This is a genomic window from Paenibacillus sp. FSL R7-0333, from assembly GCF_038000365.1.
GTDB lineage: Bacteria > Bacillota > Bacilli > Paenibacillales > Paenibacillaceae > Paenibacillus_AQ > Paenibacillus_AQ silagei.
The window spans coordinates 617815-632896 of sequence record NZ_JBBOBZ010000001.1 but is presented as its reverse complement, the minus strand read 5'-3'; the positions used below and the strand labels follow the sequence as shown (position 1 = coordinate 632896).

Genomic DNA, 15082 nt, shown 5'->3' with positions numbered 1-15082 from the left:
ACCTTAAAATCCCCGTTCCTACAGTGATGCAGGACGGGGATTTTTGTGTTTTTGGACACCTAAGCGTGCAGTGCGTACTTTACTCGGACCAATACTCCGCATCCGGGTTGAGCGCTGTGCCTACTTCGCCTTCTTTTACCAGATCGCAGTCCAGATAGCCTTCCTCATCCAGAAAATAAACCTCCTGCTTATAGAATTCGCACAACGTCTCCAGGAACTTCTCCGGCGAATCGTACATTACCACCAAATCTCCGTAGTCGTGCAGCAGATCGCAGATCCGTTCCACGCCTTCTTCAGAGCGGTAGTAGCAGATATAATCACTTCCATAGTTCGTCAGCAGCGGCAACACGGTTCCACCGCCGGTATATCCCTTCTCCTGCAGAATCCCTGACAGTATCTTCACTTCATGGCCGTATTCCCCGATATGAATCAGCCGGTAGCCCGGAATGAACTCCAGCAGACTGGGATCTTCCTCGGCGCCGCCTGTTCCAAGAACTGTATCATAGACCGCCCGCAGAAGCGCAGGAACTTCGGGTGTAAACTCTAATATCGCATCACTGCCCCCTTCCGGAGCCTTCCCCAGACTGGCGGTGTACCCGGGACGCAGCTGCGTGGACAGCTTAAGGAATTCCTGAAATGTACCGGTAAGCATGTAATCATCCTTTCTCACAAAAATATAGCGGAGCGATAAGGAACGCCCCTATCTCTCCGCTTGGTGCTGCCATGCTAATGTGCTATGTTATTTGAGATTGGTTACTTACTTGGCAGCCGAAGCCCACATCTTCTCCAGCCACTGATCGAAATCCGCGCCCTTCTCGCCTTCATAGGCATCGTAGACATCAACCCGCATCTTCTTCAGCTTTTCTTTGAACTCTTCGTAAGAATGGTCCTTAGGCAGACTTTTCTTAATCCGCAGAATAATCTTGGATACCCCTTTGAACAGTTCAGCTTTGTTCTTCGATGGAACCTTGACCTCTTCGCCAAAAGCCACCAGCTTGTTATATGCGGCTTCTTGCACGGTATATACAGGATCGCTGATCATCAGGCGATTAAGGATATCAATAATTTGTTTGTGGTTGTAGCGGCCCAGCTCTTCTACCGCTTCAAGACGCGCTCTCCAGTCTGCGGAACGGCCGGCGGCTTTCTTCAGTTCGTCATAGTTCTCAGGCAGCTCTTGGATTACTTCTTCATTATTCAAGCGTTACAATCCCCTTCTTGGTTAAATCTGATATAGTTCAATTCTACAGTACTGTACTCGCTGATTCAATCTTTTGTCCAAACATTCGGCTGAACCGGGAGCGAAGATATCGCTTGGATGAGGGTCGAGACCGGGCATCGGGATTTTTGACTTCACCTGGCTGCATAAGTATAGTATGAACCAAAAGAGCGGCCAGCAGGACAAGGAGGTCTTACAGCAAGATGAGAGTCCTATTCCCAGATTCATTCAGCGACACCTGGAGCTTCAAAGAAATTAACGCCCCGCTTCCTGTTCCCGGTGAGTATGAAGTTCTCATCGAACTGCGCGCTGCCTCTGTTCATCCGGCGTTCCAGAAGCTTCATAATGGCCCGTTACTTAAAGCCATAGCCGGAACAATAACGGATACCGGCCCGGCAGCAACCCGCTTGCAGACCGGTGACGAAGTGTACGGCCTGATAAACGCCGGAGCGGACGGAAGCTACGCAGAATATGCGCTGGCACGTGAGACTGAGCTGGCGCTTAAGCCCCGGGAGCTATCCTATGAAGCGGCTGCGGTAACCGCAGCCGCCGGGCTGCCGGCATGGCAGGCACTGGCCGCAGCCCGGGTCTCCAGCCGGGACCGCGTGCTGGTGCATAACGGCGCGGGAGCCATCGGCAGCTTCGCGGTGCAACTCGCCAAGCTGCGGGGGGCAACCGTGATTACAACGATCAGCAACGATGCAGATCTGGACGCCGTCTGGGGCCTGGGAGCAGACCAGGCCATTAACAGCAGCGGACAGGACTTCGCAGCCATCCTGGGGCAGAGTATCGATGTGGTCATCGATACGGCAGAGGGCCGCGTGCTGGACAGCAGCTTCGCGGTGCTGACTTCCGGCGGAAGGCTGTTCTCCACGGCCGGACCGCCCGATCCCGCCCAGGCTGCACAGCAGGGAGTCCAGGCAGGGTGTATTATTCCCGCTGCTGATGCCTTCCAGCTGTCCGAGCTGGCCCGGCTGATTGCCGCACGGAGGCTGAAGGCACCGGCCGGCCCGGTCTTCCCGCTTAGCGTGGAAGGGCTGCAGAGCGCCTGTGAGCTTCAGGCGAGCGGGAAAGCTCCAGGCATTATTGCCATCACGATCGGGCAACAGGAACCGGGATTATAGTAAGCGAAATACCCGTACAGCCAGGAGTTGCGGTTCTCCTGACGGTACGGGTATTTTGATAATAACTCTGTGGTTATTTCCCTCTGGCGATTAATTCGTTGTGGCGCTTGCCGATGCTCTGGAAGGTCTCATCCAGTGTCTTATCCTTCAGGAAATAATGCTCCAGCTCCTCCATACGCAGGTCGTTCAGTTGAATCGGCACCGTATTGATGTAGGTATCCTCGCCGCCGAACAACACCCGCTCCATAGACTCCAGATCGTACAGTTGTTCGAAGCCTGCAACGAGTTTGGCCTGCGTCTGGGAGTTATCAATCTTCGCCGAGGCGGGAATGCGGCCTCCCTTGGTCAGATAGGTTACACCTTCATCCGCATACCACTGCAGGAACTTCCACGCCTCCTCTTTGTAAGCCGAGCCAGGGTTGATGGCAATGACATCGCTCAGCCCGCCTTCCAGGCGGAAGTCTTCCCTCGCTCCATCCGGGCGTGGAATGGTGGCAAAGGCAATTTTGAACTCACGCGGGTAATCGGTCAGATTGTTCGCATTGCGGAAAATAAAGTTACCGGAGCCCAGCATGGCCGCTTCCCCTTTGAGGAACGAGGCATCGACCTGAAGCTTGGTGGCAATCTGCTCGCCGTAGGCGGGCATACTTTTATCATCGTGCATCATCTTGTACCAGCTCTCCACCGAGCCGCGCGTCACCGGGCTGTCCAGGTTAGACTTGCCGTCCTTGACGAATTCATTCTGCAGCTCCCCGTCCATGCCGAAGGGGAACATGTTGGTTCCCTGAACGTAGCCGTAAGTTGAATCCTTGCTGAGCACTTTGGCATATTCCGCCAGGTCCGACTGGGTCCAGTTGTTATCCGGCAGCTTCAGCCCGGCAGCATCCAGCTTGTTCTTGTTCAGCCAGATAAAAGACTTCGAGGAGACGGTCGGAAGGCCGTAGTAGCTGCCGTCGAACTGCCACGCTTTGGCCTGCTCACCCATAGCAGCTTCAATATCATACCCGCCCAGCTCGCTGAGGTTCTGCGCGCCGCCGGACTGCACTCTTTTCTCCAGCTGGAACTTGGCGTAATTGGTATACAGATCAATATTCTCTCCAGCCACAAGCGCCGTATCCAGCTTCAGATTGCCGCTGTCATCATTGACGTAACGGACATATTCTACCTGCACTCCGGGATTCGCCTCATTCCAGGCTTTCACCATGTCCAGCGGCCCTGCTTCCTCAGGAACCCCGCCCCAGAATTTCAGCGTAATGGTCTTGTTGTTCTGCCCCCCGGAATTCGTGCCCTCAGCCACTCCAGCCGATGTGCCAGCCCCTTCCTTGCTGCTGCAACCGCTTGCAATGATCAGCAGGGCTGTAAGTCCTGCAAGCCATCCGTATCTTGGTTTCTTCATCTATCGTCAACCCCCTTGGCTATTGTCCGCAAGTCCGCTGCTGTGCAGCATCCTCCGCTTGCCTATAATGATATCAGCCCGCGCCCCGCTGCCCCATGAACGCTATTGTGATCTAATGATACAGATTTGGGATATAGCGTACGCCCGGCTAGAGGCTCCGCTTCAGGAGCGGCGGAAGTCGCTCGGAGTTTTGCCCGTCCACCGCTTGAACACCTTGTTGAAATAGTTATCGTTCGAGAAGCCGCACGCACAGGAGATCGCCGAGACCGGCAGGCTGGTGTGGAGCAGCTGATGCACGGCCGCTTCGATTCTGACCTTTTGCGTGAAATTGGTGAGGGTGAGCCCGGTCTTCTTCTTGAACAGGTTGCTGACGTAGGTCTGCTCCATATTGACCAGACGCGCCAGCTCGCCAAGTGTGTGCTCCTGTGCATAATGCTCGGAGATATAGTCTATAATGCGGTCAACCTGCGGATGCCCCGTCTTCCCCCCGGCTGTTCCGGCCGCTGCAAGCAGCGCGGTGTCCCCAAGGGTACTGAGCTTCCGCCATTTGTCCCGCTGCTCCAGACCCGCCCGCGCCCGCTCCAGCAGGGCAATCAGCCGCTCCGGCCGCAGAGAGAGCTTCAGCACATAGCCTATAGCGCCAAGCTCCAGCGCCTGCTGGGCATAATCGAACTCCGACATGCAGGTCAGCATGATGAACGGGCATTCCAAGCCGACTTCCCGGCTGCGGCGCAGCAGCTCAATCCCGTCCAGAACAGGCATGACAATATCGGTAATCACGATGTCGGGAGGGCGCTGCTCCATAGCTTCCATAGCCTCAGCCCCGTTCGCATACTCGCCTTCTATGACAAAGCCGTATTTCTCCCAGGCAATGAGATGCTTCACCATATCCCGGGCAAACACTTCATCTTCTACCAGGTAGACACTATACATCGTCTGATTCTCCTTTGGCGTAAGGTTCGGATACAAGCAGCGGGGTGCGGATCTCGACTATCGTCCAGCCTTCTTCCCCGCTGCGGGTGAGGGTTAAGGAGGCCTGCCCCCGGTACAGCAGCTCCAGCCGCTCCTGGATATTGCTTAGGCCGATTCCTTTGCGGCTGCGCCGGACCGCAGCCTTGGCAGCAGCCTGCCGGGCGGCTTCAGGACCTGCGCCGTTATCCATCACGAGCATGATGAGCTCCTTCCCGCTGGCCTGAATGTTCACGGTGATCTGCCCGCCGGACACGGTGTCAGCGAAGCCATGAATAATGGCATTCTCGACCAGCGGCTGCAACGTAAACTTGGGAACCAGGGCATAGTACAGCGAAGGATCGTATTCCACATCCAGGTGATAGCGGTTGCCGAAGCGGATATTCTGAATGTGCATATAAGCCTCCATGAAGCCCAGCTCCTGCCCCAGCGGGATGAGATCCAGCTCGGTATTGAGACTGGTCTCCAGCAGCAGACCGAGCGAGACACAGATGTCGAAGGTGGTGTTGTCTTTATTCTTAAGCGCCTGGCTCTTGATCATATTCAGCGTATTCAGCAGGAAATGCGGGTCCATCTGGGAGACAAGAATCTGGAACCGGACGGATTCCTTCTGGCGTTCCTCTACTTTGAGCCGGTAGATCAGTGTCCCGATATCGGCTATCATCCGGTTGAAGCTGGTCAGCAATTGAAGAATCTCCCCCCGGTAGCCGCTGGTGGGGATCGTCACCCTCAGCTCCTGGTCAGCGGCCCGCCTCATCTGATCGCGCAGCTTATGCAGCGGCTTGGTTACATTGGAGGAGATCAGCAGCGTAGCGGCAATGAACACCAGCGTGAGCACTACGAGGGAGACGAGCGCCGTGCGTTTGATGGCATTGGTGCCGGCAAAGACCTGCTCCAGCGAGATTTTCTTAATCAGGGTCCACTCCAGGGAAGGCATATAGCTGGCCAGGTACAGGGCTTGCTCGCGTTCACTTGTCAGATCGGCCAGCTTATCCGGGTGGAGGCGGAATTCCTCCTGGAAACGGCGGGTCAGCTCATCCGGGATCTGGGCATCCTCCTTGCTGCGGTAGATCATCTCTCCCCCGTTGCCGAGAACGAGATAGGCCGCCTGAGGATCAGCCACGCCTGTCCACTGCTTCAGCCATTGCCTGTGGTCCATGCTGATTCTCACTGCGCCGTACGGCTCAGAGCCGGCATCCAGCAGCAGGGAATCAATCGTCAGCAGTTTGCTGCCGGAGGCAATCTCCTTGGAGACATAGCTGTCTGCAACCTTCCAATAGTAAGAGGCCGGCCGGCGCTGCTCCTGAAGCCCGGCGGCTATCTCGTTGTAGACCTGCTCCCCGTCTATGGGCTTACGCGAAGTGTAATTGTAATAAGCATGTCCGGCCCGGTCCGTGACGGTCAGGAAGACGGACGGCGTGGACAGGAAGAACGAGTTCGCCAGCGAGTCCAGATTGCGGTTAATTTCGCGCATGGCCGTGAAGGGAGAATGAGGCGAGTCCGAGCTCAGATACTGCTCCAGGGAAGGATTCTGGTTAATCAGAATGAGTGAGCGGGTCATCAGTCCGGCCAGATCCAGCAGATCCTCCCGGAAGCTGCCCATCTCCCGCTTGTTCTGTTCGACCTGCTGCTGCTTCAGGATCTGCTCAATCTGCTGGAAGCCAATCAGGCACAGCAGGGAGAACGGGATAATGACCAGCAGCAGATATGCCGTGAAAATGCGGTATTTCAGGCCCCCGGGCCATCTTAATCTCTTCATTATCCTTCTTCCCCCTTCGGCCTTGCAGCATGTTCCTGCCCAGTATAGCAGAGGATTCATTATTCAATAATTTGGATAGATAAAAAGTTTTTCTCTCCGCATACAGCCGAAAGACAGACCGCATGGCGGTCTGTCTAATTCGGTTAGTAACAGCGGATCTCATATATGGCTGCTGATGCATCGCCGTTCGTCCCGTGAATCACTACCCGCAGCCGGTCCGCCGTGAAGCTGCCGGATGCCGGTGTTAACGTAACGGTATTCCGGCGCTGGTAGTTGTCCTTGACCCTGGCAGCCTCGGTCCAGCGGCCGTCCTGCCAGAGATGGATGCTGTAGTCTCTCACGCACTGCGGATCACGGTACAGCGGCGGGTAGTTATGATATTCGTGAAACAGATGCCCCGGGAAGCTGAGCACCACCGTGTGCAGTTCCTGCGGCTGCTCCCAGCTCAGCTCCAGCCACTGCTCCAGCGGCTCCTGCGGATTGGAGCGCCATAGATTAGCTGCGCGGTAAGGGCGGGTAGCCCCGCTGGTCACCTGGTGCGCAGCATAGCAATTCTGCGGCGGGTCCAGCCGGAAGCTGCGGTTCTCCTTAAGGCTGCGCATCTTGCCGCCGCCGATCTCGTAGGCCGAAGCATGGCCGGGAATGACCGTTCCGGCCTTGATCCAGGCCACTCTGCTGTGCGCCAGCAGATCGAGCCGCAGGTAGGAGAACGCCGGGAAGTCGCGGCCCGGCTCCAGTTCAAGCGGCACAGTGACCCATAACTCTTCGCCCTCAGGCACCATGAACTCCAGCCTTGCCGCCGGCTCTCCCGGTTCTGTGCGGTAATCCCAGATGCTCTCCACCGCATACAGAGCTCCTTGAACCTGCTGCGCGGCACCGGACAGGTTGCTGAGGCAGACCTCCAGCCGCCGGACCGGACGGTCGCCCACCGCGATCCACTGCCCGGTCCGCCGGTTCAGCCGGTCCCGGTCGTATCGCTGCACCGGCACTACCGGTGCCTGCGGCTTCGTCTCCGTCCAATCCACCAGATGCTCCGCAGTTCCCGAGGAGGACGGGCCTACGCCGTAGAGCAGCGCTTCACTGCTTGCGGTCACCGCAGCCAGCCGGGCCAGATCCAGCGGATCTTCATTGACCACATTCGGCAGGAAGCAGCCGTCCCGGAGGAGCTGTTGCTGAATGTGCGGAACCCGGTGCGCCAGCAGCTCATCGGCACTCAGCTGCTCCGCGGCCGCAATTGCCGCCGCGACCCCTGCCGCCTGCCCCATCAGCGCAGTTGTGCCCATGACACGCACTGTCCCCAGAGCGGCATGAGTGACACTCACGTTGCGGCCTGCCATCATCAGGTTGTCTACATCCTTGGACATACAAATACGCAGCGGGATACCGTAAGGACCGCAATAGCTTTTGACCGCATAATCGGTGGTCTGGTCGTAATGCTCTGCGCTGCTGGGCTCACTGGTCGGTGCCAGCAGACCGCCGGGCGTATGCAGGTCGAGGAACCAGCCACCGAAGGCAATCTCGTCTTCGAAGACGGTGCGCCCTGCCGGATCATGCTCGGTCATCAGATATTTGCCCATGATGCGCCGGCTCTCCCGTTTGCCCGGCACCTGGCCGATCCAGTCCAGCGCATAGTTCGCGGCCAGCTCCCGGGTCTTGGGATCACGGTTCTTGATCCAGTCCCATACCCCCAGCGTATGGCGGGTCAGCTCATGGCGGATGCGTTCCGCATCATGGATGGTGTGCCAGGGCACGCCGATCTCCAGCCACCAGTATCCGCTGCGGATATCGTAGGGCTTGCGGCCCTGATCGTAGAAGAAGCTGGCATCCTCATAGCGGATGGCCCAGTCCGGCAGCACAAACGGAACGGGCCGCCCCATATCCTTTGCCTTGAAATGAATCGAATTGCCCATCACTTCCTGATTGGCCTGCTCCGGGGCGTGCGGCTCGCCGAATTCATCCTTGCCCTCGCTGCCCATCCGCCATTCACATCCGGCAAGATCGGCGAGCATGCCATCGCCGGTACAATCGATGAACTGCTTCGCTTCAATCAGCAGATCAGTCTCCGCGCCTGCGGTCCGGCACCGCACCGAATGAATCTTGCGCTCATGCTCCATCGTGATGTCAAGCAGCGCCGTATTCAAGTGGAAGGTGAGACCGGGGGTTCTAACCGCCATGCCATACATCGTCATATCCCATACACTGTTGGTCCAGCCGTTCTCGGTTATCCATTCATGGTTGACGGCCCGTTCCTCAATCAGCAGCTCCGAGATAATGCCGGTCTCCCGGGCATAAGCATGGAAGCACGCCGCTCCATGCGGCGATACACGGATCTCCGAGGAGGAATTGCCCCCGAACACCGGACGGTCCTGCACAAGGCATACCTGTGCGCCCTCGCGTGCGGCAGCGACAGCCGCAGAGAAGCCGGCTAGTCCGCCACCCACCACTACGATGTCATAATTCTCTGTAATCTGAACGTTCATGATAGTACCTCCTGAGGCTTCATTGTCTTTATTATATTGTCATGTATTAACCCTTGACCGCCCCGCTGGCGATGCCTTGAATAATGAACTTCTGTCCGGCCAGGAAGACCACAATCATCGGAATCATGGCGGCTGTAGCTGCAGCCATCATGCCGTTGTAATCGACCGAATTCTCCAGTACGAAATTCTGCAGGCCCAGGGGCACCGTATACAGATTCTTGTCTACCAGGAAGATCAAGGCGTTCTCATAGTCATTCCAGTGCCAGGAGAAATCAAGGATCGTCAGTGTTGCGAGCGGAGCCTTCGCCAGCGGCAGTATGACCCGTGTGAAGATGCGGAAATGCCCGGCGCCGTCGATGAAAGCAGCTTCACTGATCTCCTGGGGCACGGTAATGAAGAACTGGCGCAGCAGGAACACACCGAAGATGGTGAATGCCCCGGGCAGAATCAGCGCCCAGTGGGTGTTGTAAATACCCATCCAATTGAACAGCACGAACCTCGGCACGAACAGAATCTGCGGCGGGATCATCATCATGGATAAATAGATCAGGAACAGCGGCTCCCGCCCGCGGAATTGAATCCGCGAGAATCCGTAGGCGGCCAGAGCGGCAAACGTTACCGCACCCAGGGTCGAAAGGATGGAGATTTTCAGTGAATTCATATAGAGCAGCGCGAAGTTCCCCGTTCCTGTCCACACATTCACATGGTGCTTCAGGACCGGGTGCAGCGGTATCCACTGAATCGGGAACTCGAACACCTCAAGTGGTGTTTTGAATGAGGTGGAGATCATCCAGAAGAAGGGCAGCAGCAGCAGCAGGCCCATAGTAGTCATGACCAGCGTAAGCAGCCACTTCCACATTCGCGAGGCACGCCTTGCCGTCTGCCGCCCCGCCCGGACAGCAGGTGTTATTGTCGTTTCCATTAGCGGCTCTCCTTGCTTTCTTTTAGTAATGCACCCAGCGGCGCTGGCCTGCCCAATTGACAAGCATGATCAGCATAACAATGGCGAAGAGCATCCAGGACACGGCAGAAGCGTAACCCATCTCATAGTAGCGGAAGGCTGTCTTGTAAATGTAGAGCGACAGCACATTGCTGCCTTCTCCCGGTCCTCCGGCGGTGGTGGCCTGAATGATGCCGAACGTCTTAATGGCCGAGATGAACCCTGTAATCAGCAGCAGGAAGGTGGTTGGCGATACGAGCGGCACGGTGATATAACGGATGGAATGCCACAGCCGGGCCCCGTCGATGGTCGCCGCCTCCAGCAGCTCCTTCGGCACCTCCTGAAGACTGGAGAGATAAATAATCATGTTGTAGCCGACCATAATCCAGATCTGAATGATGCATAACGCATAGATTGCCGTACCGCTCTCGGACAGCCAGCCCGGAGGATCAGCGATGCCAACCAGCCGGAGTGCTCCGTTAATGGGGCCGAGGCTGGGATGGAAAAGCAGCATCCAGACGAAGGCGATGGCGACACCGTTCATAATATAGGGCAGGAAGTACAGCGTGCGCAGCAGCTTGGCCCAGTAGACGCTTCTGTTCAGAATGTAGGCGATGGGAAAAGCCACAATCAGCGATACCGGAACCGTCAGCAGAAAGATGAATGTCTTCAGGACGGAGTTGTAGAATGAGGCATCTCCGGCCAGCCGTCTGAAATTGTCCAACCCGACGAACTGGATGTCCCCCTTGTTCATGAAGGAGTAATCTGTAAACATCATGACCAGCGACATCAGGGCAGGCACCAGATAGAACAGCGTAATCCCCATCATGCTGGGGGCGATAAACCAATAACCGGCCGGATGATGGTCATGAATGCCGGTTCTTCTTAGCTTCTTCAAGCGATCCCTCCTTTGCAAAGTATTCATAAGGTAAGTCTAGCAAAGGGGGCAGACTTGCAGAATGAACGCAATTGTGGCGTAGGGGTACGGATTTTGGAATTGAACTGGGGGTACTATGCTTCCATCCGGCCCTGGGCCTTACCTCCCAGCGGATGCACTGCATGTTTACCACGCCTCATTCCAAATTATAGGAGATTCATTCAACTCCTCCATAGCGGTGCTGGGCAGCCCGTTCAAGAAAGCGGCTTATGCCCGCAACCATTGGGACCAATATATGAATATTCCCGGGGGTATCCATGTCTATGATATGGCCTGCTATCAAGGCAAGCTGTATGCTGCACTCGGCGCCAGCGGTGGCCCGCTGATCTATGTATCCGCTGACAGGGGAAATAGCTGGACCCGGTTCGGCACAGTCTCCCAATACGGCATTATGCGGGCTTATACTCTGTTCGGCTTAGGTGACACGCTCTATGCTTCCTCCGCCACTGACCATCAATCCATTCCGCAGGGCCTGTTCTCCGCCGGAGCGGGCTTCCAGAACACGCGCAAGGAGCTGCTGCCGAATTCTTCAGTAATGCCTATCGATATTCTCGACCGCGGGGAGACGGTATACGTGCTTGGCTATGCCAAGGAGGCCTCCGGCCAATATACGAATTATGTCTACCGCAAAAGCACCTCGGCCTTCACCTCCGGCGGAGGGGACTGGAGTGAGGTCTTCCGCTTCATCCGGGATGCGTTCGCCCGTTCCTTCGAGGAATCCGGCGGCGACTTCTACTTCGGACTGGGCAGTGATGCGGATGTGATTCCGGCCTCCACCGGCACGATTCTGAAGCTGAGTGCCGGGACTTATTGAAGTCGGGCAGGCGAACGGGCCATTAAATTGACAACCTTCTGTAAACGGTGGTACGCTCACTAATATTCTAGTAATCCGTTCACAAATCAGGTAAGGAGCGTCTCTATGACTGACCGGAAGATCCTTAATCAGGCAAGCTTAACCAAGGAAGTACACCTTATTCTTGCACTACTGAATTCCGGAAGTCCAGATGAGATGGCGCGGAAGCATCCGCAGTTGTTCACAGAGGTGAACTGGGACTTATTCGTGGAGCTGAACCGTCAGCACAGGGTGTATCCCTACCTCTATTCCAGGCTGAGCAAGATGGAGGAGAAGGTGGTCCCTTCTGACGTTCTGGAGCAGCTGAAATGGCAATACCGCAGGAATACGGTACAGATGCTCCAGCTTAGCGGCGAAATGAGCAATATCGCAGGTCAGCTGGCCGAGCTGAATATCCGCAGTCTGTTCCTCAAAGGGCCGGTGCTTGGGCAGGAGCTGTACGGAGACCTGTCGCAGCGCACCTCCCGGGATCTCGACTTCCTGGTGCCGATGGAACAGCTGGAGGATGCCGAAACCTTGCTGATCCGGCTGGGCTATGAGAAGGAAGACAAGTTTGAGAGCCTGCTTGGCGACTGGAAATGGCGAGAGCATCATTCGACGTTCGTGCATCCTGTTAGCAACGTCAACCTTGAGCTGCACTGGCGGTTAGGACCGGGGCCCGCCAAAGAGCCTGCGTTCGACGAGCTCTGGCGTCATTCGCGGACCAGCAGCACCTTCGGCCAGAATGTCCGCTATCTGGGGCCGGAGGATCTGTTCATGTTCCTGGCTGTACACGGTGCCAGACATGCCTGGTCCCGGCTGAGATGGCTGCAGGACATCAAGATGCTGCTAATGGGACAGCAGCCGCCCGATTCCGCTAAGCTAGTCCGCTTACTACAACACTATGATCACAACGCCATAGGAGGACAGACGCTGATCCTGGCCAGAGAGCTGCTGGAGACGCCGGTTGACCCGGCGCTGTCCCCGCTGATGGACAACCCCAAGGCCCGCAGGCTGGCACAGGACATTCTGTTCTATCTCCCGCGCATCGTGAATTTGAATACCCCTCCGCTCGAGCCGGAGGTGGAGCAGCATTTCAACCGGTACCTTCCAAGCATTCTATCCACACGAAGCCGGATGCTCCGCTCCGCCAGCTTCCTCTATCCCTATGCAGCGGATGCCAAGACCCTGCCGCTGCCGAAGCCGCTGCATTTCTTGTATTTCCCGCTGCGGCCTTTGCTGTGGAGCTGGCGGAAGGTGACGGGTGCGGAGAAGGAGATGTAGGCAGGGACAGCCATACCAAAAAGGCAAGTGCTGCGTTAGATTAGCAGCACTTGCCTTTTACGGTTTCGGAGCCTGGTGGCGGTCAGCCAATGTAATCGGTTTTTCGATTACATTCGCGCCACAACCTCTGCGCTCGCCCAATGTAATCGGTTTTTCGATTACATTCGGGCTAGAACCTCTGCGGTCAGCCAATGTGATCGGTTTTTCGATTACATTCGCGTCACAACCTCTGCGCTCGCCCAATGTAATCGGTTTTTCGATTACATTGGGACCACACACCCACCCGGCACCGAATGTGTTCGGTTTTTCGCCTACATTCGCGTTTAAGGTATACCCTTATCCAGCCTCTTCCTGCCCTTTCAATAGCCTGCTGAACATGCCGCCCTTCTCCGAAGCCAGACCGCTGTAGACTCCCTGCTGGATGACCCGGCCCTGGTCGATGACCAGAATCTGATCGGCTCCCCGGATCGTGGACAGGCGGTGGGCAATGACGATGACGGTCACAGAAGCCTTAATGCGCTCCAGTGCCTCTTGAATCCGCTGCTCGTTCTCGGTGTCGAGCGCACTTGTCGCTTCATCGAGCACCAGGATCGACGGCTTGCGGATAATGGCACGCGCCAGCACCAGGCGTTGACGTTCCCCGCCCGACAGGCGGACGCCCCGGTCGCCGAGCAGCGTATCCAGTCCGTCCGGCAGCTTGCGGACAAAGTCCGCCGAGGAAGCAAACTCCAGCGCCTCCCACAGCTCCGCCTCCTCCGCATCCGGCTTGATCATCATTAGATTATCGCGGATGGTCGCGTTATACAGGAACGGGTCCTGCGCCACATAACCGATGGATCTCCGGTAGGACAGCAGCCGCTCCCCGGTGATCGGCTCGCCGTCCGCCAGGATCTCCCCGTTCTCCGGCTGCATCAGTCCCATGAGCAGATCAACGAGTGTGCTTTTGCCGGCGCCTGAACGTCCGACAATCGCCGTCATCTGCCGGGCGGGAATTCGCACATTGACGTTCTGGAGCGAATATTGCGGCTCGTCCGCATGATAACGGAAATCGACATTCCGGGCTTCCAGACCGTGCTCCAGCGTCATAGGCAGCACCCGTTCTCCGCCTTGATCCGCTTCATGCTCGACAGCGGCCAGACATTCTTCCTGCAGTAATTGCAGTTGTTTGAAGGAGGGCACTACTGAGGCCAGCTGCTCCAGCAGCGACTGCAGCGTCGAGAAGGTCGGCCACAGCCGGGTGAAGACGAGAATGACCAGCAGCAGATTCGGCCCCTCCACTTGCATGAACCGGAAGGACACGAAGATAAACACAGCAATCAGCAGCGTGGAGGACAGCTTATACAGGAGCTGGGAGTTAGAGCGCAGGCGCGTATAGTCCAGCTGCTCCTGCTTGACCTCGCCGGTGAAGGCATGCAGCCATTCGAGGCGGGACTGCTCCAGATTATTGCTTTTGATATCCTTAATTCCGTTCAACTGGTCGGTAATGCCGCCTAGATACGTCTTGCCCAGCTCTGTGCTGCGGCTACCCAGCCTCTTTGCCTTACGGATGAACCGCCGGGAGAAGATGGACAGCAGTGCCGCGCAGACGAGAACCCCCAGTGTCATCTTGGGGGACAGCCAGAAGGCAAAGGCAATCTGAACCAGGGTGAACAACAGCGAAGTCAGGAACTGCAGGAAGCCGCTGATACCCGCCAGGACTCTGGCCAGCTCGGTGGTCATCATGTTGATCAGATCAGAGGTGCGCTTCTTCAGAAAAAAAGACCACTGCGCCCGCAGCAATGCGCTATAGACCTCAACCCGCAGCTGCCTGCCATAGGTCTGCTGAATTTCGACATTGCGGATCGCCACGAACCTTGCGATCAGATTCTGGCAGAGCACAATCAGAACATAACTGCCCAGCACCAGCAGCAGCGCTGTGGACTGCGGCAATTCACTTATGAATCCGAGCATAGGCAGATGATAGCCCGCCGCCGCGCCGCCCAGCTGAATGCCGGCCATGCCAAGCATGGGAACCAGCAGCAGAATGGCGGAGCTCTCCAGCAGACCGCTGATCACCATGCCTAACAGATTAAGATACAGCTTCACGCCCGACAACCGTTGAAGCTGCCGGACGTAGTAGATTATAGCTTGCATGGACCCACCTCG

General features: G+C 56.7%; 12 protein-coding genes. 3 read left to right on the top strand and 9 right to left on the bottom strand.

The window, feature by feature from the left end; genetic code table 11:
• Nucleotides 1-79: 79 nt before the first annotated feature.
• A complete protein-coding gene (locus MKY86_RS02620) occupies nucleotides 80-652 on the bottom strand; it encodes a hypothetical protein (RefSeq protein WP_076081928.1) in 573 nt (190 codons plus the stop codon).
• A 105-nt stretch (nucleotides 653-757) separates the two neighbouring features.
• Nucleotides 758-1198 carry a HEAT repeat domain-containing protein gene (locus tag MKY86_RS02615; protein ID WP_076081929.1) on the bottom strand — a complete coding sequence of 147 codons (441 nt, stop codon included), beginning with the start codon at nucleotides 1196-1198 and terminating at the stop codon, nucleotides 758-760.
• Between the two features lie 221 nt (nucleotides 1199-1419).
• On the opposite strand from MKY86_RS02615, the gene MKY86_RS02610 reads away from it, so the two are divergent.
• Complete coding sequence (locus tag MKY86_RS02610; protein WP_076081930.1) at nucleotides 1420-2340, top strand: NADP-dependent oxidoreductase; 921 nt, start codon at nucleotides 1420-1422, stop codon at nucleotides 2338-2340.
• A gap of 73 nt (nucleotides 2341-2413) precedes the next feature.
• On the opposite strand, the gene MKY86_RS02605 is transcribed toward MKY86_RS02610, so the two are convergent.
• From MKY86_RS02605 to MKY86_RS02580, 6 genes are all read right to left on the bottom strand, one after another.
• Nucleotides 2414-3736 carry an ABC transporter substrate-binding protein gene (locus tag MKY86_RS02605; RefSeq protein ID WP_076081931.1) on the bottom strand — a complete coding sequence of 441 codons (1323 nt, stop codon included), beginning with the start codon at nucleotides 3734-3736 and terminating at the stop codon, nucleotides 2414-2416.
• Nucleotides 3737-3898: 162 nt separating this feature from the next.
• Entirely contained in the window at nucleotides 3899-4669 is a 771-nt protein-coding gene (locus tag MKY86_RS02600) for a response regulator transcription factor (RefSeq protein ID WP_076081932.1), read from the bottom strand.
• On the bottom strand, nucleotides 4662-6464 hold the full coding sequence (locus tag MKY86_RS02595) for a sensor histidine kinase (RefSeq protein ID WP_076081933.1): 1803 nt from the start codon (nucleotides 6462-6464) through the stop codon (nucleotides 4662-4664). The genes MKY86_RS02600 and MKY86_RS02595 overlap by 8 nt, the downstream gene beginning before the upstream one ends.
• 143 nt (nucleotides 6465-6607) lie before the next feature.
• Entirely contained in the window at nucleotides 6608-8944 is a 2337-nt protein-coding gene (locus MKY86_RS02590; protein ID WP_076081934.1) for an FAD-dependent oxidoreductase, read from the bottom strand.
• Nucleotides 8945-8990: 46 nt separating this feature from the next.
• Nucleotides 8991-9803: a carbohydrate ABC transporter permease gene (locus MKY86_RS02585; RefSeq protein ID WP_076081975.1), complete on the bottom strand. Its 813-nt coding sequence runs from the start codon at nucleotides 9801-9803 to the stop codon at nucleotides 8991-8993.
• 85 nt (nucleotides 9804-9888) lie between these two features.
• Nucleotides 9889-10782, bottom strand: a complete 894-nt coding sequence (locus MKY86_RS02580) for a carbohydrate ABC transporter permease (protein WP_340825989.1) — start codon at nucleotides 10780-10782, stop codon at nucleotides 9889-9891.
• 115 nt (nucleotides 10783-10897) lie between these two features.
• Here MKY86_RS02580 and MKY86_RS02575 point away from each other — a divergent pair, with 115 nt between their 5' ends.
• Together MKY86_RS02575 and MKY86_RS02570 are read left to right on the top strand one after the other, a co-directional pair.
• Nucleotides 10898-11635 carry a hypothetical protein gene (locus MKY86_RS02575; RefSeq protein WP_340825987.1) on the top strand — a complete coding sequence of 246 codons (738 nt, stop codon included), beginning with the start codon at nucleotides 10898-10900 and terminating at the stop codon, nucleotides 11633-11635.
• 105 nt (nucleotides 11636-11740) lie between these two features.
• Nucleotides 11741-12937: a nucleotidyltransferase domain-containing protein gene (locus tag MKY86_RS02570; RefSeq protein ID WP_076081936.1), complete on the top strand. Its 1197-nt coding sequence runs from the start codon at nucleotides 11741-11743 to the stop codon at nucleotides 12935-12937.
• Between the two features lie 336 nt (nucleotides 12938-13273).
• On the opposite strand, the gene MKY86_RS02565 is transcribed toward MKY86_RS02570, so the two are convergent.
• Entirely contained in the window at nucleotides 13274-15070 is a 1797-nt protein-coding gene (locus MKY86_RS02565) for an ABC transporter ATP-binding protein (RefSeq protein WP_076081937.1), read from the bottom strand.
• Between the last annotated feature and the right edge of the window lie 12 nt (nucleotides 15071-15082).

Excerpts from the sequence above, each read along its gene's own strand:
- MKY86_RS02585 (WP_076081975.1), bottom strand. The coding sequence starts at position 9,803 with ATGTGGAAGTGGCTGCTTACGCTGGTCATGACTACTATGGGCCTGCTG.
- MKY86_RS02570 (WP_076081936.1), top strand. The coding sequence starts at position 11,741 with ATGACTGACCGGAAGATCCTTAATCAGGCAAGCTTAACCAAGGAAGTA.
- MKY86_RS02590 (WP_076081934.1), bottom strand. The coding sequence starts at position 8,944 with ATGAACGTTCAGATTACAGAGAATTATGACATCGTAGTGGTGGGTGGC.
- MKY86_RS02610 (WP_076081930.1), top strand. The coding sequence starts at position 1,420 with ATGAGAGTCCTATTCCCAGATTCATTCAGCGACACCTGGAGCTTCAAA.
- MKY86_RS02605 (WP_076081931.1), bottom strand. The coding sequence starts at position 3,736 with ATGAAGAAACCAAGATACGGATGGCTTGCAGGACTTACAGCCCTGCTG.
- MKY86_RS02620 (WP_076081928.1), bottom strand. The coding sequence starts at position 652 with ATGCTTACCGGTACATTTCAGGAATTCCTTAAGCTGTCCACGCAGCTG.
- MKY86_RS02600 (WP_076081932.1), bottom strand. The coding sequence starts at position 4,669 with ATGTATAGTGTCTACCTGGTAGAAGATGAAGTGTTTGCCCGGGATATG.
- MKY86_RS02565 (WP_076081937.1), bottom strand. The coding sequence starts at position 15,070 with ATGCAAGCTATAATCTACTACGTCCGGCAGCTTCAACGGTTGTCGGGC.
- MKY86_RS02575 (WP_340825987.1), top strand. The coding sequence starts at position 10,898 with ATGCTTCCATCCGGCCCTGGGCCTTACCTCCCAGCGGATGCACTGCAT.
- MKY86_RS02595 (WP_076081933.1), bottom strand. The coding sequence starts at position 6,464 with ATGAAGAGATTAAGATGGCCCGGGGGCCTGAAATACCGCATTTTCACG.